Origin of the sequence: Aporhodopirellula aestuarii (genome assembly GCF_023701485.1) — a bacterium.
GTDB classification, from domain to species: domain Bacteria; phylum Planctomycetota; class Planctomycetia; order Pirellulales; family Pirellulaceae; genus Rhodopirellula; species Rhodopirellula aestuarii.
The window spans coordinates 12474-31617 of record NZ_JAMQBK010000002.1 but is presented as its reverse complement, the minus strand read 5'-3'; the positions used below and the strand labels follow the sequence as shown (position 1 = coordinate 31617).

13 protein-coding genes are annotated in these 19144 nt (G+C 54.6%); 3 read left to right on the top strand and 10 right to left on the bottom strand.

Annotated elements, in window-relative coordinates; all coding sequences use genetic code 11:
- Positions 1–269 precede the first annotated feature (269 nt).
- Positions 270–1274, top strand: a complete 1005-nt coding sequence (locus NB063_RS00490; protein ID WP_250926765.1) for an alpha/beta fold hydrolase — start codon at positions 270–272, stop codon at positions 1272–1274.
- A 509-nt stretch (positions 1275–1783) separates the two neighbouring features.
- Here NB063_RS00490 and NB063_RS00485 read toward each other — a convergent pair.
- The 3 genes from NB063_RS00485 to NB063_RS00475 all read right to left on the bottom strand — a co-directional run bounded on the left by NB063_RS00485 (position 1784) and on the right by NB063_RS00475 (position 9422).
- Positions 1784–4696, bottom strand: a complete 2913-nt coding sequence (locus NB063_RS00485; RefSeq protein ID WP_250926764.1) for a response regulator — start codon at positions 4694–4696, stop codon at positions 1784–1786.
- A gap of 151 nt (positions 4697–4847) precedes the next feature.
- Positions 4848–8075, bottom strand: coding sequence for a S9 family peptidase (locus NB063_RS00480; RefSeq protein ID WP_250926763.1), 3228 nt, complete (start codon positions 8073–8075; stop codon positions 4848–4850).
- A gap of 303 nt (positions 8076–8378) precedes the next feature.
- Entirely contained in the window at positions 8379–9422 is a 1044-nt protein-coding gene (locus NB063_RS00475; protein ID WP_250926762.1) for a hypothetical protein, read from the bottom strand.
- On the opposite strand from NB063_RS00475, the gene NB063_RS32525 reads away from it, so the two are divergent.
- On the top strand, positions 9410–10216 hold the full coding sequence (locus NB063_RS32525; protein WP_407652515.1) for an ArsR/SmtB family transcription factor: 807 nt from the start codon (positions 9410–9412) through the stop codon (positions 10214–10216). The genes NB063_RS00475 and NB063_RS32525 overlap by 13 nt on opposite strands.
- Before the next feature lie 85 nt (positions 10217–10301).
- Positions 10302–11369, top strand: coding sequence for an ACR3 family arsenite efflux transporter (arsB, locus tag NB063_RS00470; protein ID WP_250926761.1), 1068 nt, complete (start codon positions 10302–10304; stop codon positions 11367–11369).
- A gap of 165 nt (positions 11370–11534) precedes the next feature.
- Here arsB and arsA read toward each other — a convergent pair whose 3' ends face one another.
- The 7 genes from arsA to NB063_RS00435 all read right to left on the bottom strand — a co-directional run bounded on the left by arsA (position 11535) and on the right by NB063_RS00435 (position 19141).
- Positions 11535–13319 (bottom strand): arsenical pump-driving ATPase, encoded by a 1785-nt coding sequence (gene arsA, locus NB063_RS00465; RefSeq protein WP_250926760.1) that lies wholly within the window; start codon positions 13317–13319, stop codon positions 11535–11537.
- A gap of 59 nt (positions 13320–13378) precedes the next feature.
- Positions 13379–14671, bottom strand: coding sequence for an arsenite efflux transporter metallochaperone ArsD (arsD, locus tag NB063_RS32725; protein ID WP_250926759.1), 1293 nt, complete (start codon positions 14669–14671; stop codon positions 13379–13381).
- Positions 14672–14776: 105 nt separating this feature from the next.
- Positions 14777–15112, bottom strand: coding sequence for an ArsR/SmtB family transcription factor (locus NB063_RS00455; protein ID WP_250926758.1), 336 nt, complete (start codon positions 15110–15112; stop codon positions 14777–14779).
- Between the two features lie 319 nt (positions 15113–15431).
- Positions 15432–16187 carry an HAD family hydrolase gene (locus tag NB063_RS00450; protein WP_250926757.1) on the bottom strand — a complete coding sequence of 252 codons (756 nt, stop codon included), beginning with the start codon at positions 16185–16187 and terminating at the stop codon, positions 15432–15434.
- Positions 16188–16418: 231 nt separating this feature from the next.
- A complete protein-coding gene (locus NB063_RS00445; RefSeq protein ID WP_250926756.1) occupies positions 16419–16715 on the bottom strand; it encodes a hypothetical protein in 297 nt (98 codons plus the stop codon).
- A 97-nt stretch (positions 16716–16812) separates the two neighbouring features.
- A complete protein-coding gene (locus NB063_RS00440) occupies positions 16813–18369 on the bottom strand; it encodes a sulfatase (RefSeq protein ID WP_250926755.1) in 1557 nt (518 codons plus the stop codon).
- Positions 18370–18430: 61 nt separating this feature from the next.
- Positions 18431–19141, bottom strand: a complete 711-nt coding sequence (locus tag NB063_RS00435; protein ID WP_250926754.1) for a 3-keto-disaccharide hydrolase — start codon at positions 19139–19141, stop codon at positions 18431–18433.
- Between the last annotated feature and the right edge of the window lie 3 nt (positions 19142–19144).

The window sequence follows — 19144 nt, the reverse complement described above, 5'->3', positions numbered from 1 at the left end:
CTTGTTGGGGAATATCCGTTGAAAAAGCGGATGGATGACAGGTCCAGACAACATTTTCGTAGTGCAGATCAGACAATCAACGCAAACGGGGGCAAAGTTTTGCTGCGTGGGCTCGCCAAATGGAACACGGATTTGCCGGGTTACTACTCTGCTTAGAAACGTTGAGATGAACTCGTTGCATGTCGCAGTCAGTATCTCAAACGCTGTTTTCCACATAAGTCACTTCTGCGTTCCAATCGTACGAACGTATAGCAAACAAGGAATGTCAAATGAAACAAAGTGCCCGATGCGTGCTTGCCAGTTTATTCGCGATGGTTTTCACGTCGGTAGCCGCAGTTGCTCAAGAAACGCCTGCATTTGATGCTCAACTGGATGGGTATTCCTATCCGTTCCCCGTTGGGACGTTTGAATTCACTTCGCAGCGACAGACCTTGCAGATGGCGTATATGCATCTGAAGGGATCTGACGGGATGCCAACAGTCGTCTTGCTGCACGGCAAGAATTTCTCCGGATCGTACTGGGAGCAGACAGCGAAGTTCTTGCAATCGAAGGGTTACTCAGTCTTAATTCCTGATCAGATCGGGTTTGGCAAATCGTCCAAGCCTGCGTACTACCAATTCGGTTTTCCTCAATTGGCTCAGAACACGCGGCAATTAATCGAGAAACTTGGGATCGAAAAACCGATCATCGTCGGGCACTCGATGGGCGGCATGTTGGCAACTCGGTACACGCTGATGTTCCAGCCCGATGTCGAGCGATTGATTTTGGTCAATCCGATCGGTTTGGAGGACTATCTCCAATTCGTGCAGTACAAGGACATTCAATTCTTCTATCAGAACGAAGTCAAAAAAACGCCCGCTGATATCAAAGCGTATCAGTTGAAAAACTATTACGATGGCAAATGGGAGCCGGCTTACGACGCTTTGATGGCGATTCACGTCGGCTGGATGAATGGGCCGGACTGGGAGCGGGTCGCGTGGAACAATGCGATGACCTACGACATGATCTTCTCACAACCCGTTTGCAATGAATGGGCCGACCTCGCGGTTCCCACGCGACTGATCATCGGCACCCGCGATCGAACCGGGCCGGGACGTGGCTGGATGAAGACGGGAGTGGAACGGGAACTAGGCCAGTATCAAAATCTCGGTAAGGAGACTGCCGCGGAAATCGAGAACGGTGAACTGTATGAGCTGGAAGGGCTTGGCCACATGCCCCAAATCGAAGCCTTTGAGCGATTCCGCGTCGAGTTTGAAAAGGCGTTAGCTCGCTGACCACGGCTTCCAGCAGGAATGCCCAATCATGGTTCGGTTGGTGGGATGAGTGGCAATGACACCTTCGTCAGTTAATCCGTATGACAGTGCCATTCGTGCCACCCATTGCCAGACGGTGGACCGCGTTCTGGCAGACGCATTGGCGTTTTCGACTCTCATCTAGCAGGATTTCTGTGGGGCTCCGAAACCGAGTGACGCCCGCATTCAAATTTTAGCGGAACGGCGCAAGCCGTCCGGTCCCGGGATACCGGACGGCTTGCGGGCTGTCGAGTTAATCGTTTCGCAAAAATCAATGAGCCGACAACCCTAGCCCGGATATTGCGTAGGCCGGACCGAGGTCGCGAAAAACCCTGCCGTATCCACATCAACCTGATTTGCTCGAAATACAGTCTGTGATTTTCAATATCAATCGATTTGCGACCGAAGATCCGGCTTGGCATTAGCATCAAATGGCCGATATACCGAAACACTCCAGCCTACGTGCTCAGGTAAAAAGCGACACTGTCCAGTTAGGTGGGTGGTCCGGTCCCATCGTTGTTGGTCTTTTGCTTGATTTCTTCGGCCAGACGCAACGAATCGTCAGCCAGGACATCGAGTCGTTCGGCGGCGTCGGTGAAATCAGCTTCTTTCGCCTGCTGCTCGAGGCACTTCGCCATTTTCACGATCTTATGGGCGCCAAAATAATTCGATGATCCCTTCAGCGTGTGAGCACTGCGTTGCAGCAGTTCTGCATCACCCGTTTTCAGGGCGCTGCGCATGTCAGCAATCAGCTTTCTTGCTTCACCGACGTACACTTGGGCAAGCTCCATCGCCATGTTCTCGTCGTCTCCGGTCTCGTGGAGTGTGCGCGACCAGTCAAGGAGTTTGTTGTCCGTTTCGCCGTCGCCGTCGACACTCGAAGGCACTTGCGACGTCTCCAACTTCGGTTCGGATACGGGAACGACGTCGGCTTGCGATATCAAATCTTGCCCCGATAACACTTGAGCCGGCGCCTGCGAGATTACCCGTTGCAAATCCACGGGATCGAACGGTTTGGAAACGTAGGAGTCCATTCCGGCCTCGAGACATTTTTCGCGGTCCCCCTTCATCGCCTCTGCCGTCATCGCAACGATGAAACGGTGCGTGTCGGTGCCGGCCTCCAGTTCGCGGATGGCCTTCGTCGCTTGGTAGCCATTCAATTCCGGCATCTGAATATCCATTAACACCAAATCGAAGGGCTCCCGTTGGATCGCCTCGACCGCCTCTTGCCCGTTGCGGGCCAACACCACACGGTGCCCCCACTTTTCTAAAAAACCGATCGCCACACGTTGGTTCACCAGACCGTCTTCGGCGAGCAAAATCTTCCGCGGTGGCTCGCTCGAAATCTGCCCGTGTTCCGGCTCCGGAGCAACTTCTGGGGTGGAAACCCCCATGGTGTCCAACACCGCATCCAACAACTCAGACGAGATGACTGGCTTGGTCATGTAGCGAGCGATACCGCATTGTCGCAACCGTGGTGAATTCAAGCCGCCGACCGCTGACGAGAGCATGACGATAGGGCTATGAGTGATGTCCGTGCTCGAGCTGAGTTGCTCAGCGAACTCCAGCCCATTCATTTCGGGCATCTGGTAGTCCAATAGAATGAGCTCAAACGGAAGCCCTTTCTGTTCCGCGTCGGCGATCGCTTGCAATGCCTGATTGCCGTTGGCCGCTAACACCGGCTCCATCTTCCACTGCGTGAGAGTTTCTCGCAGGATTCGCCGGTTGGTCGAATTATCGTCCACCACCAGCACCCGCGTTCCGGCGAGCCTGGACAACTCGGCTCGTCGTCGGATGGTTTGGTCTTCGGACACGCCGAGGTGAATGATGAAATGGAATGTCGACCCGACGCCGAGTTCACTTTCTAGCCAAACACGACCGCCCATCATTTCGATCAATCTCGCCGAGATCGTCAAACCCAATCCCGTGCCACCGAACCGCCTGGTCGTCGATGTATCGACCTGCGAGAACGCCTGAAATACTAGCTGCTGTTTCTCTGCGGGGATTCCAATCCCGGTGTCGCGGACACTGATGTGTAGCACCGCAAGGTCCGGCGATAGCTCCTCCGGATTGACGTCGACGACAATTTCACCTCGCTCGGTGAACTTCATCGCGTTGCCAACAAAGTTGACGATGATTTGGCGCAAACGTCCTGGATCTCCGACCAGCCTATTAGGAATCGTCGGATCGATACGGCCGGCCAATTCGATTCCTTTGTCGTCGGCTTTCAATGTGAACAGTTTGATGGCGTTTCCGATGCAATCACGCAGTTCGAAGTCGATATGCTCGAGCTCCAAACGACCCGCCTCAATCTTCGAAAAATCCAGAATGTCGTTTAGCAGCCGAAGCAATGAATCGGCCGACTGCTGGACCAAACCCAGGTACTCTTTCTGTTCGTTGGACAGCGGTGTTTCGGAGAGAAGTTCCGCCATCCCTATGATTCCGTTCATGGGTGTCCGGATTTCGTGGCTCATGTTTGCCAGAAACTCGCTCTTGGCATGGTTTGCGGCCTCCGCTTCGACTTTGGCTTTCTGTAACTCGGCATCGGTGCGGTTCAGCGAAGCCGCATTCCACCAAATCAGCAGGCTAAAGGTCACGATGTTGGTTAGCACGAAAAGTGACAGCCCCATTACTTGATCGAAAATGCCGAGCTGTTGTGCCCACCATCTGACCCATCCGACCAGAAAGGGGATCAGGAGTGCCGCCGGTAACAATCGCCGCGTCATGACACCACCCGCGCCGGTGTCGCTAACGATCGCCATCACCCCTTCACTGGGACGAGCGCATAAGATCCCAACACTCAACATCGCAAAGCAGATGGCCGTGTTCAACGCCATCGGGATGTATGACTTAACGCCAATCAAACTGACCGAGCTGTAGGCATAGCCGATGATCGCCAGCAACGACACCAACGCCGAGCCCAGTGCCAACCATTCGGCAGGCCGACATATTTGAGCGAACTTCAGATTCAGCGTCATCAACGCTAATCCGGTCAGTAAAAAGCTTGCCGCCGTGTTGGGCGCCATCCGGTTCGGTATCGCGTAAGACTCAAGCTTCGCAGAGAATAGCCAGCGATCGGGGCCATGGTCGAACTGCCAAAGGTAACCCGCCAGCCGCACGAGGGCCAGCAGCACCACCAGGCCGGCCAAACCGATGCCAAGTCGTTGTCGGCTCGGCGTGATCGGCTCTCGCAATACCCACAACGCGGCCCCACCCAACAGAAAACCCAACGCGGTACCGCCGGGGTTCATCGCAACGAGTCCCGGAACGACCGTTTTGAGCGTCTCGACGTCCAGCAGCCATCCCGCTAAGACCAGCCCGCTGACCGCAATCACGGCGATACTCAGCACTCGAGATACCAAGTGGAATCGCGAAATTAAATGCGGCTGGGGGAGATCGTCCACAGCACGACCTTTCCGGTGAATGTCCAGGGAAGACGCGCCGGCGAAGTTCGCAGACGCAGGCTTGATCCATGCATTCTACCCGGATCGATGCGGCGATGGTCCGTCAGTGGTGCCTCTGACCGCTGCGAAGGGAGTAGTATTTTACCACCATCTACTCATCAGCCGGTTCGAGTAAGTCGAGACCAAAGTTGTCTCCCTTCTCGACAGCAGGAACTCCGACCGCCATCCATTCAGGCTCGGGGGCGTCTTGGAGATAATGATCAAAGAACTGTTGCATGCGAATTGCAAAGTCGCGTCGATTGGGTTCGCCCATGACCCAGTGAGGATCTCCGTTGTAATTGAGCATCCAAGCGGGCTTTTCCAGACGCCGGAGGGCCACAAAAAGTTCGATCCCCTGATACCAGGGGACGGCGCCGTCTTGATCATTGTGCAGGATCAATAACGGGGTGTTGATTTTGTCGGCGAAGAAGAGCGGTGAATTGGCAATGTATTTCTCACGTGCGGACCATAGGTCTTCGCCGATCCGGCTTTGAGTCCGTTCGTATTGGAACATACGACTCATGCCGGTACTCCAACGGATCCCACCATACGCGCTGGTCATGTTACTTACCGGCGCCCCAGCTTCCGCACACGCGAACCGATCCGTCTGCGTCACGAGGTAAGCCGTTTGGTAGCCGCCCCAACTATGCCCTTGCATTCCGATTCGGTCATTGTCAACGAAACCTTGGGCAACCAAATGATCCACGCCCGGCAAAATGGAATTGGCTGCACTCTGGCCGGGCTCGCCCGTGGTGTAGGGGATGTCCGGAATGAACACGAGGTAGCCACGGCTAACGTAAAAGCTAAAACAGATAATCGACCGACCCGCCGCGGGTGGGTAGTACTTGTGCAGATTGTCTGAGTTGCGTTCGTAAAAATAAACGAGCATGGGGTATTTCTGTGACGGATCAAAGTCATCCGGTTTCAGCAGAATCCCGTCCAAGTCTTGGCCATCCTGAGCTTTCCAGTGAGTCAACTCTGCGGTGCCCCAGGAGTATTTCTCTTGCTGTGGGTTCGCGTCGCTGACACGTTGAATCTTGTCGAAGTCGGTCGTGCTCGTCCAAAGATCCGGAAACCGCCGGAAGGTGCTGCGAGTGAACACGACTTGGTCGCTCTCCTTGGCCTTCTTTAGTTCGGAGAGATTCTCGTCCAACATGATCAACGAACGCAGGGTATCCACGTTCACGTGTTTCGCGTTCGTATCACGGCTTGGTTCGTTCCAATCCAGGGCATAGAAGCCACTTGATTTGCTGCCTCGATGAAACGCACTCAAGATCAAAGGTTTGGACGCGTCAATGCAACGCTCTTTGCGATCGAGCCGAAGGTAGCGGAAACGAAGATCATTTTTCCGGCCCTTCCCGAACGTGATACACATCGGTTTCGTTTTGCCGCTTGGATCGAGTTTCCAAATGTCGTGCGAATCGTAAACCAAGACGGCTCGATCATTTTCCATCCATCCCGCGACTCCGTAGGCAGACGGCAAAGTGGGCCGGTCGTCGAGTTCGTCAAATAGTGGATACTTGATTCCTTTGCTGATCTCGATATTTTTGGCGTCGTTCCCTTGCGTCGCCTTGGCGAACCACTTTCTTTGCTCGGAATCGAACCAAAACAGATACTTGCCTTGAGGTGACAACGACGCGTCCCAACGAACTTTGTCGAGGACTCGCTCACGACGACCCGAGTTCAAATTGACAAGGTAGACGTCTTGGTAACCCGGCACTTCCCACGAGAGTGTTTTGCGATAGGGAACTTTGGTGTTCGCGACCGCAATGTTGGCGGGGGAGCGAATGTCGAGACTCAGCGATGGGATTTCACTGTCCTCGAGTTGGATCATTCGTTTTGATTGGATGATGTAGGCGGCTTGATAACGCCGGTTGCGTTCGCGTTCGGCTTGGAGGAGTTGCTGCGGTTGAAGTTCAGGGTCCTGCCAATGCCAGATGTCCAGTTTGGCTTGATCGTCGGCGTCTTGATCTTCGACTTCTCGGCCTTCTGTTTTGGCGAGACGTTCTTCCAGGACCGCATCAGGAATGGGCATGGTCTCGAAGTACAACCGGCGACCATCTTCCGAGAAACGTTGGTCGGAATCAGGTGCAATCCACCATCCCGAAGGGATCTCTTTATCGGCTTCGCTGGCAATTCGCTTTGCTTTCTTCTGACCTGCGTTCCAGGCGTATAAATTCCAAGACGGTGTTTTTGATTTGTAGTCGTCGGCGTTGCTGATGAACGCCAGGCGGGAGCCATCCTCGTTGAAGGCTAAGTTTTTGTACTCGCCGACTCCGCTGGCGATGGTGACGCGATCTAGCGATTTGAGCGTGATGATGTGAACACCGTCGATCGGACCGCGATCATTTGTTGCCTCCGAATTTGAGTCCGCAGCCCCCTTGGGTTTCTGTTCGATCGGGGCTTCGTTTGGCTCGCGTGATTTTTTTATTTCACTCGATTGTTTGGTTTCAGTTGACTCAGGTACTTTAACCGACGTCACAAACGCAATCCGCTTTCCATTCTTCGAGAACTGGAAAGAGCGGACGGCAGGAAACGTCCGCAGTACCTCGGTGTTGAGGTTGATCAATCGAAGAGCGGTGCCGACGGTCTTTTCCTTTTCCTCGTGATCATCCTCCTCAACTTCCGATTCTTGTTTGGCTGATGGAGTCTCTGCCGTTTCGTGCTCGCGTTTGTCTTTCTTAGCGGTTTCGAGCTTGCCACGCTGGCGAGTCGCCTCTTCACGGCTTTTCAGCTTTAGCTTCTTCTCGGGACGTCGCAGTCCGTCGGGCGTGACCTCATAAACTTCGCGATCCTTCACGGTGGTCTTGTCAATTTCGCTGGGGTCGTTCGTCTTCTCCATCAGGCAGGCAACCCAATCACCGTTCTCTTCAGGCAGCTGAAAGGATCGCACGCCATGCAGCATTTGTAGATCACCTGAATCGAGTTCTAAAATTTGCAGTTCCGCCTGAGGCATCTCGTCAGGTTGTTTTTTCTGCTTACGCAGCTGTTTCACCTTCTTCTTTTCCGGTGTGACGCGGTAGATCACGAACCGGCTGTCGTGGGTGATTTGCGCATCGGCGCCCCGCTCGACGACGTACTCTTGGGCCGTTGTCGTATGTTGAACGTGCAATGTCCCTTCGCCATCAATCTCACCACTTTGCACCGTGTATAAAATCCAATTCCCGTCGTTGGAAATTTCTGTACGCGATAGGGTGTTCCAGAGGTCATAATCGCTGTGGTCGAGCATTCGCCGCGTGATGTCTTGCGAATGGAGGCTGTCACAAATGGCGAGAACGGCGAAAGTGAACACCGATGCATAAATGACAGCGCGGCGTCCAAAATCGAAAAAAGAAGTCATGGAGTGGGTCCCAGGAAGCAAGTCGAACCAAGCGTCCTAGGATAATCACGTTCCAAAAATTGGAAAGTTAACTCGAGCGAGCGATAGCAGCCCGAAGGGGGTGAAAGCAATCACTCTTCAGCCGTTATTGGCATCGGGCGTTTGTGTGAGCGGCACGCTAGGCGTGATCTGATTCAACGTCCATGGCGTTTGCATGTGTTGTCTGCCCCCGCGTTTACCGGTAAACGCAACCCCATTGAATTGGAGATGGCCACTTCGGTCGCGAGATGCGAAGGGGGGAGAATGTGATTAGGGGGTGGCGTATTAGGAGCGAGTGAGGGCGTTGAATTCTTGTAGGGCTTCGTCGCAGGTGTGGTTTTCAAATTCGTAGTTCCAGGGTTCGATGTACCGCATGCCGAGTTCTTCGGCCTGTTTGAATACCGTGTTGTAGTCTCGATTCTGAAAGCGGTCGCGTTGGTCGGAGCGACCGATGACTTGGCCGTAGAGGTCTCCTTCGTAGTTTTTTAGGAGGCTGATCAAGTTGCCCTGGTAACTCGATTTGCCGGAAATCCACCACATGCCGATGCCGACTCGGTTCTCATACTGCGGCTTTTCGAACTCATTGATGAGGCGATTTGGGATTTCGGTACTACCGAACAGTTCGTGAACTTCGAAGGCGACGGCTTTTTGGGGAAACGCTTGAAGTACACTTTGTGTGGCCTCGGTGGATGCTTTGAGCCAGAGGTCACCGAACTTCTCTTCCGCGTTTCGATCGCGTGGGTTAATACCAGCTGCGTGGAGCAGTGTCTGTGAGGGGACGCCATTGAAATGCCCTTCGGTGCCGTTGCTCGTCATCTGTGGGACGTAGATCAGTTTTAAACGTTGGTCGGATCGGTATCGGTTGCCGACGGCGCGTAGCATTTCTTTCAGCCGCTTTTGAACAAGTGGATCCCAGTATTTGGGCATCTGGACGGGGTTGCCGCGAAAGTTCATTGCGAAGGTTTCCACGTCAAGATCGGAGACGAGCCATTCAGGTGAGAGCGATCGCGGGCGTCTCCATGCTCGGGCAGAAGTGTCGGGGGCTTGCGTGGAAGTCCAGCCTCCGTGGATGGCGAGCGTCCAGTTCATGCCGGGTTTGAGGAGACGAACTTGTTGTTCGATCGGCGTGAAGTCGAACCTTCCAGGCGTGTGCTCGATTTCGCTCCAAGTGACCCGGACGAGTCCACCTTGCATGTGTTTGTTTTGGACGGCGGCGGGAGTGATCTTGCTGGCATAGGTGCCGGTCGGTTTGTCGATGTCCTTGCCGAAAGCACTGGAGGCGAGCAGGACAGGCAGGATCAGTCGCGAGAGCGTGTATGGAGTCATCATGCTGGTTTAACCCACAACATGGTCAAAAAGTTTCGGTGGTCGAGTCGGGATTAGAGTATTTGCACTGCATTCTTGATGCTCGGCTTTCTTTCGATGGCGAAACGGTTTCGCGGAGGCAAACAAACGTCGCTCAATCATGGGGCAAGTCACCCCGGGCAGTTCGAAAAGGGGCAGAAGTGTATGTTCACCTGGGTGGGAAGGCGAAAAGTTGTATCGGCTCCGTCGTCAGTTCGGTCAATCGAGACTTTATCCGCCGGTGTCGGCAGTCGCTACGCCGTTTGAAGTCGCCGTGTTTTTGGGACGCTGGCGGTGTTTGGTCGGCCCACGACGCAGATGAGACCCGGTCGCGGGGGATGTCTCGTTCCAGCACTACTCAACAGGTTGACGTCAAATGCGGGGTTGCGTATGTTTGCACGGGCATGCAAGTATGTGTGAAAAGAGAGTCAAGCATGAAACCACTCGAAGCTTCTCAGTGCTGCGGGCCGATCGATGAACTACTTGATGCCGACCTTTTTAAAGCGTTGGGCGAGCCGACACGATTGAAGCTCCTTTCTTGCTTGGCAAAGTGTGGACGGCCGTGCTCGGTCACCGAGCTGGCAGAATGTTGTGCCGTCGATTTTTCCGTGGTGTCACGCCATCTCAATGTGCTCGAGAAAGTGGGCGTTCTGACGGCGACCAAGGAGGGGCGAACCGTTTTTTATGCCGTTAAATACAGACACCTTTCAAACGCTTTTCACGCAATAGCGAGCGAGATCGAAAGTTACCGTCCGAAACGCAGGTCCGCGAAAACGTAGAGTGGGCAGGTGTCCCTGGGCCGCATAGGTCGTTAGGGAAAACAGTCGAAATCTACATTTCAAATGAATCAAAAAGCAACGCGATATGGTCAAGGAAGAAAAGGCTGAAATCAGCTTCTTTGAAAAGAATCTCACCTACTGGGTCGCCTTGTGCATGGTCATCGGGGTGCTGATCGGAAAATTCGTGCCTGCGGTTCCCGCGTTTCTTGCGAAGTTTGAATATGCCAACGTTTCGATACCGATCGCGATTCTGATCTGGTTAATGATCTACCCGATGATGATGAAGGTCGATTTTGCTAGCGTGAAAAACGTTGGGAAGAATCCGAAAGGCCTATTCGTGACCTGGGTCGTGAATTGGCTGATCAAGCCGTTTACCATGTTTGGTATCGCAGCCTTCTTTTTCTATGTCGTTTTTAAACCCTGGATCTCGGCTGAGTTGGCCAAGAGTTATCTGGCTGGCGCTGTGCTGCTAGGTGCCGCACCGTGCACGGCAATGGTGTTCGTTTGGAGTCATTTGACACGTGGAAACGCGGCGTATACCGTCGTTCAAGTGGCAACCAACGACTTGATCATTCTGATTGCGTTTACGCCCATTGTCGCTTTCTTGCTCGGCATCGGTGGGATCACAATCCCGTGGCTGACGTTGATCGTGTCCGTGGTCCTGTTTGTGGTGGTGCCGTTGCTCGGTGGTGTCGTGACCCGAAATGTGGTCATCCGATCCAAGGGCGAAGATTATTTTCAAAACGCCTTCATCCCCAAGTTCAATAACATCACGATTGCCGGACTGTTGCTGACGCTGGTTTTGATCTTTTCGTTCCAGGGCGAAGTGATCATTAACAACCCGCTGCACATTGTGTTGATCGCCATCCCGCTGATTATCCAAACGGTTTTGGTATTCTTCCTGGCCTATGGAGCCTGTTACCGACTCCACTGTCGTCACGACGTTGCTGCCCCGGCGGGTATGATTGGCGCATCCAACTTCTTTGAGCTAGCCGTCGCTGTCGCGATCACATTGTTCGGCGCGTCGTCGCCGGTTGTCCTGGCAACGATTGTGGGCGTGTTGGTGGAGGTTCCCGTGATGCTTGCGCTTGTCGCTTACGCCAACCGAACCAGCGGATGGTTCTCGCGATTCGAAGCAAATCACGAGGGTTAACGCGGCGTGAGGCAGGTGGACGTTTCGTGTACCGGAGAGACAGTCCGTAAGGGTGCGTCTCGCGATCCGCGAATGGTTAGTCGCGGTGTCGGCGTTCTCGGATAAGTGGGCAGGTTTCGTGTAGCCGGTCCCGAGGGCTTGAACTTCCGCGTTGGCGAAGTCGCCTTAAGAACTTGAAGTGGCTAGGTCGGCGTGAGTTAAACGGTTTAGCCCCTGAAGGCCAGTGGGTGGTTGCAACTGCCAAGGCACGATGGCGGTGCGACTGGCGTGGGTATCGTCGACCTCACGCAAGTATCTCTGCTCGTGCGATTGGCGCTGTTTCATCAACGGATCGGTGATCGGCAAGGGGCTGAGCACTTGGTTGATCACCCAAGCGAAGGGTTCGATCTTGGCGCGTCGCAGATCTCGCTGCAACGCTGCGGCTTCATGCACTGGAGTCGCTTCAGGCAGTGTGACGATCAGGACTCTTGTAAAGTCGGGATCGCGGAGTCGTGGTAGCAGGTTCTCAACGGCCTCGGGCATTTCGCTCGTCTGTCGTGTTACTTCGCGGTGATAAGCAAGTGCCGAATCGAGTAGCAAAACCGTGTGACCCGTGGGCGCCGTGTCGAGTACAACAAATTGGTCGGTGCCGGTGGAAACGGCATCGGCAAAAGCTCGGAACACCGCAATCTCTTCGGTGCACGGTGAACGCAGGTCTTCCTCCAGAAGTGCCTTGCCCTGTTCGTCGAGGTTGGCACCCGCCTTCCGCAAGACTTCGGCCGAGTATCGGGCGGTTTCTTCAGCCGGATCGATGCGGCTGACCGAAAGGTTCGGCAAGCGTTCGTCATTCATGGCTGCCGCGATGTGTGCCGCAGGGTCGGTTGTCGACAGATGGACTTTGTAGCCGCGTTCGGCTATCGCAACAGCTACCGCCGCCGCCACCGTGGTCTTGCCAACACCCCCTTTGCCCATTGCCAAGATCACGCCATGACCAGGTGCCACAAGGTCGTCGATCAAGTCGGAAAGTGGCGGAAGATCATCATGCTTGTTGACGGCATCTTCGCTGTCTGTGTGATTGCCGGATAGCGCATCGGCTGCACCGAGACGTCGGAGCGAATCGATCCCCATCATGCCATGAGGACTGAGCGGTATAATGGACTGTGGGAACGTATTGAGTTCCTCCGGCATCGCTTCGAGTGCCGCGGCGCCCCGTTGCTGCAACGCGATCGCATACGGGTCGCTCGCGTCGATTGCTCGAAACACTCCATTGACCACGAGGTGTTGGTTGCCAACTCCTAGATCTGCTAGCTCAACGCTGGTTCGTGCCGCTTCCCGTAACGCACTGGGCTCGGCGCGAGCAACCAAAACGAGGGTGGTCACGGCCGAATCGCTGAGCGCCTTGACCGACTCTTGGTAGAGCTTCTGCTGCGTCTGCAATCCAGCCAACGGACCGAGGCAACTGGTGCCTGTTGTGTTCTGTTCCATGAAGCCATCCCAAGCCGATGGCAGCGTCAGCAGCCTCAACGTGTGACCCGTGGGGGCGGTATCGAAGATGACGTGGTCGAATGTTGCCGTGGCGGTGGGATCTCCGAGCAACCTTGAGAACTCGTCAAAGGCAGCAATTTCAAGCGTGCAAGAACCAGAGAATTGCTCCTCCATGCTGGCCACCGCCGCATCGGGAAGAACTCCGCGGTACGGCCCCACCATTCGTTCGCGATACTCGGCTGCTGATTTCTCCGGATCCAGGTTCATCGCGAACAGCGATGGTACCTCGGGAATCGCCGTGGGACGGTTTTCAAGCGTGACGCCCAACACCTCGTCGAGGTTGGAAGCAGGGTCCGTGGACACGAGCAGAACCTTTTTGCCGGCATCGGCGAGCCGTACGGCAGTCGCACACGCCACCGACGTTTTTCCGACGCCGCCCTTACCCGTGAAGAACAAGTTCCGAGTTGGGTGATCTAAAAACTTCATGATTCGTGTTCCTTGTGTTGGTCGTCAAATTCGAGAGATACCGTTTCGGCTTGTCCGCTCTAGCAGCAGCCGCTCGACCCGCAGCATCCTCCACCTGGTTTGGTGACGGGCAGCAGTTGTTTGGCGGGTGATCCAGCGACCCAGCTCGCGAGATCTTCACGCGATGGGTAAACGGCTTGACTAACGATCTCTCCGTCCATGATCACGACGGGGAGGCAATCCGTTCCGGCGGTGCCCAACAGTTGATGAATCGTCTCGTTCTCGATGAACGCCTGTGGTTGTTGAGCCAAGTTGTATCGCTCAACATGGTGTCCTTGGTTTTTGAGCCAGTCGAGATCCGCAGCGAACTGGGGTAAGACCGGATCCACCTCGGGACCACACACGCCGGTCGAGCAGCACATCGGTTTGTCGTAGACTTGTACCGACTTCATTGTTTTCTCCTCCGAGATGGGTTGAAGATTCGAAACGGGCGCCGTGTTCGCGTCGTGTGTCGAGGAGGGCTTGAGAGCGTGCACTCGTACGCTGGCGGCGTACGCGTTGGCGTCGAACGATTGCATGACGGAAGCGAGTCCATCATGCAATGATTTTTGCGAGGTGTCGCTAGTTGCTTCACTCGTATCGGAGCAACACGAAACTTCGCCACAGCATCCGCCCTCGCTGGCCATGGCATACGCATTGAGGTCGGCACCGGTATCCGTCACGACCACGTCCGCCAGGCCAGCTTGTTCGAGGGAGCTGCGATACTGATCGATAAGAATCGCACCCGAGACGCAACCGACATAAGCTTCCACACTTTGTTTCACTGCTTCTGGCAGCGGTTGCTTGAGAGCAATGTCGCTCAACGCAACTCGACCACCTGGTTTGAGCACTCGTTGGATCTCACGAAAAACAGCCAGCTTGTCGGGCACCAAGTTGATCACGCAATTGCTGATCACGCAGTCGACGGAGTTGTCAGGTAGCGGCAATTGATCGATGGTCGATTGATGAAACTCGACGTTAGTGAGGCCGAGTTTCTGTTGACCGGCTCGAGCTCGCTCGAGCATCTCCGTTGTCATGTCGATCCCGATGACTCGGCCGGATGCTCCCACTTTGCGAGCAGCCAAAAAGACGTCCATGCCACCGCCGCATCCGAGGTCCACAACCACTTCGCCTTCGCCAATCCCGGCCAGTGCCAATGGGTTGCCACAGGACAGCCCCATATTGGCTTCGGCGGGCAATTGGCTCAGTTCCACTTCGGAATAGCCGAATGCGGACGCGATCGACCGGACCGAATTCGAATCGTTTGATAGGGCGCCTTTGGCCACGTCAGCGTACTGGTCTCGGACATCATCGATAATCATTCGCTCTTTCATCTCGTGCTTCTCCGTTAGTTATCGTCTATCGTCGAAATGCGATAGAAATGGTAAGGGTTTTGGGTTGAGTTGTTTCAATCGCCCACTGGGGATTGACGACATGGTCTAAAGTTCGGCGATCAACTTCTTCAGTTTGGTCATCGCATCTTGGTTGATGCAGTAGCAGACTCGAGGTCCATCGATCTCGCCCTGGACCAGGCCCGTTTCCTTCAGGATTTTGAGGTGCTGAGAAACTGTCGACTGGGCCAACGGCATCTCTTCGACGATTTCGCCGCACACGCATGACGATTTGTTGAGCAATAGCCGAACGATCCGCACCCGCGCGGGATGAGCCAAGGCCCAGGTCAGTTTGGCCATGTCTTCGGCCCATTCGACGTCGGGTAACGCCAGATTCTCATTGGTGGTGCAGCACTTTCGCGAGTCTGCTTTGGTTCGGGCCATGATCAATCGTCTGCGAGAATGAATTGCCGTTCGCTGTTAAATTGTCTATCGTCGATTGACGATAGGACTCTTCATCTTTTTTGTCAAGCTTGACGCACGAAACGGTCGGAAATGCCTTGAAAACGTGGGCGAATTCTCGCCTCTTTTCTTGCCAATCCCGAGGCATTGACGTCTTAAACGCCCGCGCGACAAAGCGTTATCGCGTTGGGAAACAACTCTCATAAGTGACGCTCTTCCAACCCAGGACGGCCAGTATTTCCCGTCGTGGACCGTGCGGCTCCTCAAGCCAGCGAGCTATTACGACATAACGTCAATTTTGTCAGTGAGCGAGCTGATCAAGGATGTCCAGTACGCCTTCGACTTCGTTGTGTGTCGAAACATAGGTGGCCGCCTCTTTAATTTCGGCTTCGGAATTGGCTGGACATCCGAACCATGACACACGCTCGGCGATAAACCTGTCGCCCATCGTATCGCCAATCCCTGCCGTTCGTTCTCGTTGAAATCCAGTTTGCGTCATCAGTCGATCTATCGCGGTCGCCTTGTTAACGTGCTGAAGATCGCAATTAATGTACAGCCACGTCATCAATACCCGTATCGGCCAGTTCCGTTTTTGAAACTCTTCAGCAATGGTCGGCACGATGGACCGGAGATAATCCGTATCGGGATGGTACAACGCCACTGATGCAGACTTCCCCGGCTGTTGAATCACGCCACTGGCGTGGAAGAGCGATCGCAAAAGTTTGCGGGCTTCGTGAACGGTTTCGAGATGCTCATCAGTGATGGCGGGGTCACATTCAAACGAATTGTCTGTCGGACGCCAGAGCCAAACACCGTTTTCACCGATGCAGGGAACCTGCGTGTTTTGGATGAGCCGACAGAGACACTCGACAAAGCCTATCGGTCTGCCACTGCAAAGCGTGACGACGGGGCGATCACGATTTTGGATTGCGAGACGATTATGCTCGGCGATCCGCGATAGTCCTGCAATGTTGATCGGGGCGTGTGACTCGGGGGACAGGCAACCGTCAATGTCGCAGATGACGAGATCATACTTCCCTGTTGTTCGAAACGGCATGGGGCGATTTGTTTTCGAGGAACTCGGGCTTCAATTCAGGCACTTTTTGCAGCACAAGTCTGATCGATAACGCTGGATTGAGGAAGGCAGCGCGACGGCACTTCTCGAAAAATCAGCCCAGCGGCAATGAAAGAAGAGCCGGTGCGTTTCGTGATCGCGGATGACGATGGTGGGCTGGAAGACGCAATCGGGCCTGCACTGCGGAAGCCTCATGCAAAGCGAATCCACTCGCTAGTCATCGATACCAACACTTCCACCAAAAAGAGTGAAAACGGTTTTGACATGCGGTGCCAAAATGCCGAGCAGCTTCGAGTCATCGGCTGAAACGGGGGCGGATGCGTCGATCTCACCATTGCGATTGGCCAACACAAGTGCGGCAACGACATGCTCAATATCGACTGGCAAATTTGTCGATTCTTCGAGGTTGATGGCGAGATCAAAAAGAACACTTGCGATTGCTGGGGCAACGGTTGCCTGACCCGTTGGCCCAATCGTGATGCCAGGAATGATCTGCTGATTTGCGTTCATGATTGAGGTTGGAAGCTGTCGCCCATCGTCGCTAGCGATCCCAGGCAATGCAAAGTCGGCAGCGGAACACTATGTTTCACGGTGGCACAAAAACCAGTCATCTCTCATCCTCTTCTAGTTGTCTGCTGCCGGCAAACGGTCCCCATTGGACGCGTTTCTCGTGCTCCTTCGAGTTCTCATAGACAGCAGCATCGTAATTCGGATTTCGTTTCGGGATACGGGCGCCGACTTGGTCAAAGTATTTCATCATATCGTCATGGAGTCGGCGGTGTTCTTCCGGATGAGTCGGGGCGATGTTGTGGACTTCACCCATGTCTTGAGACAGATCGAAGAGCATGGGGATTTCCGGTCGCTCGTAGAAGTGCAGCAGCTTGAACGTGCCAGAAACGACGGCGGAGTGTGGCATGCTTGATCGGTAGTGGGGGTAGTGGAAATAGAGATTTCGGTTGAGGAAGGCGTCGGTCGGCGGCTGCCCGGCCATGTAGGACGCGAGACTGACGCCGTCGATGTTCTGCAGTGTGGTCGGATCACCACCGGCCCAGTCGACGAAGGTCGGCAGAAAGTCGTAGTTGACGACATTGCCCTTGAAGACAGAGTCCGCCTTGATGCCGGGGCCTTTGACGATCATCGGAACGCGAATGCCTCCCTGCCAAGCCCACCACTTGGCACCATGGTGTGGCTGATTGAGTCCCTTCGTTAGCAGGAGTTCTTTGTGCCGGTAACCGTTATCTGACACCAGTACGACGTACGTGTTGTCCTGGATTCCCAGCTCGCTGATACGGTCGAGCACGGCTCCGATACGTCCGTCGAGGTCGTCGCCCATGCCCAACCAGATGGCCGGATCTTCCTTGCGTTTGATGGTGTCGGCCGTCTTCCCGATCTTCCGGTAATAAGCCTGCACCAGCGGATGCCGAGTATACTTTTCGCGTGTCGCTGGCAGGCACTCGCGGCCTTCGTGCATCGCATAGTGTGAGATCTGCAGGTAGAACGGTTGGCCGGCTTGCGCCTGCTCGCTCATGAAGCCAAGTGCCTTTTCGGTGACGCTGAACATCAGCTTGGGATCGGTCAGGTCGTCAGGCAGGCGTTGCTTTGCGCTGTCGGGCAGTGTGTTGCCGGGAGTGTTGCTGGTATCACCGTCGTGCAGCACGTATCCCTCGTCGCCGGGATCACCTCGCATGTGCCATTTGCCGATGTGGGCGCTGACATAACCGAGCGGCTTCAGGGCTTCGGGGATTGTCACTGCATCCTTGTCAATCGTCATGTCTGAGATGCAGGGAATGACCGGGAAGTCGGGGTAGCCCTTTTCGTCGAAGTAGTCCTGCCTGCCGTCGTTCATGAACACGGTGAAGCCGCTGCGTGGCGAGGACTGTCCGGTTTGAACGCAGACTCGTGACGGAGAACACTGCGGCGACGCATACGCATTGGTGAACTTCATTCCCTCGCGAGCCAGTCGCTCGACATTTGGCATTTGCAGAACCGGCATACGTGAGTTTTCCATGCCGTCGTTCATAGGGACCGGAGTGCCGTTCCAAGCCCAGTCGTCAATAAACAGCAACACGATGTTCGGCTTCTCAGCGGCCAAGCCTGTGCCAGCCAGCAGAAATGCGAATAACAAAGACAAACTCGCTTGAGCGATTGTTCCCGCTGGATTCATGGAAGTTCCTGGATCGTTATGACTAATCGTTGTTGTTTAAAGTTTAAAGGAATTCAAATTCTTATTCATTGGTCTTCGATTGAAACTTGCGAACACGAATCGATCGAAACGAAACGTGGCGTGCTTTCTCTGGTGACTTCTTGACACCGTGTACCTGCAGCGCGATCACGCCAGAAGGATACTTCGCGTACGCTTCATCATCGGCGACATCCGCAACTTGTTTGCCATTGATCCAGGTTTGAATTCGCGGGCCAACGGCCAATACACGCAGCTTGTTCCATTCTCCGTTGACCATCAGCTCGTTCCGAGTCAGATTTTCTTGGGGCGTGATCCAGGCACCATTGCCCTGGTTAAAGATGTGTCCGGAACGCCCCGGAGATTTTCCAATATCGACTTGAGGGCCATGGATCGATTCCCTCGCTTGGCCTTTCGCGTTCTTGCGAGTCAACCCGGTCCGGATTTGAATGCCCGAGTTTAAGTCCGTGTCGTGAAGTTTGACTTCCAGTTCGAGTTCGAAATCACCGTACTCTTCGACCGTGTGCAGAAACTGAGTCTGGCTGGAACTTGCACCAACGATGACTCCGCCGGACAACGTGAACTGCGTGTTGTCGCGAGACGCTTTCCAGCCGTCGAGGCTTTTGCCATCGAACAGGGTGGTCCAATCATCGGCGAAGGCGGAACTACTGCAGAACGAGATTGCAACGAGCACAATGGTCGAGAAATACCGGCGCGTTGTCGCGCGATCAGAACGACAGATTGAATCGGAATGCATTTG

Excerpts from the sequence above, each read along its gene's own strand:
- NB063_RS00490 (WP_250926765.1), top strand. The coding sequence starts at position 270 with ATGAAACAAAGTGCCCGATGCGTGCTTGCCAGTTTATTCGCGATGGTT.
- NB063_RS00480 (WP_250926763.1), bottom strand. The coding sequence starts at position 8,075 with ATGACTTCTTTTTTCGATTTTGGACGCCGCGCTGTCATTTATGCATCG.
- NB063_RS32525 (WP_407652515.1), top strand. The coding sequence starts at position 9,410 with ATGGAGTCATCATGCTGGTTTAACCCACAACATGGTCAAAAAGTTTCG.
- NB063_RS00475 (WP_250926762.1), bottom strand. The coding sequence starts at position 9,422 with ATGATGACTCCATACACGCTCTCGCGACTGATCCTGCCTGTCCTGCTC.
- arsB (WP_250926761.1), top strand. The coding sequence starts at position 10,302 with ATGGTCAAGGAAGAAAAGGCTGAAATCAGCTTCTTTGAAAAGAATCTC.
- arsA (WP_250926760.1), bottom strand. The coding sequence starts at position 13,319 with ATGAAGTTTTTAGATCACCCAACTCGGAACTTGTTCTTCACGGGTAAG.
- arsD (WP_250926759.1), bottom strand. The coding sequence starts at position 14,671 with ATGAAAGAGCGAATGATTATCGATGATGTCCGAGACCAGTACGCTGAC.
- NB063_RS00455 (WP_250926758.1), bottom strand. The coding sequence starts at position 15,112 with ATGGCCCGAACCAAAGCAGACTCGCGAAAGTGCTGCACCACCAATGAG.
- NB063_RS00450 (WP_250926757.1), bottom strand. The coding sequence starts at position 16,187 with ATGCCGTTTCGAACAACAGGGAAGTATGATCTCGTCATCTGCGACATT.
- NB063_RS00445 (WP_250926756.1), bottom strand. The coding sequence starts at position 16,715 with ATGAACGCAAATCAGCAGATCATTCCTGGCATCACGATTGGGCCAACG.
- NB063_RS00440 (WP_250926755.1), bottom strand. The coding sequence starts at position 18,369 with ATGAATCCAGCGGGAACAATCGCTCAAGCGAGTTTGTCTTTGTTATTC.
- NB063_RS00435 (WP_250926754.1), bottom strand. The coding sequence starts at position 19,141 with ATGCATTCCGATTCAATCTGTCGTTCTGATCGCGCGACAACGCGCCGG.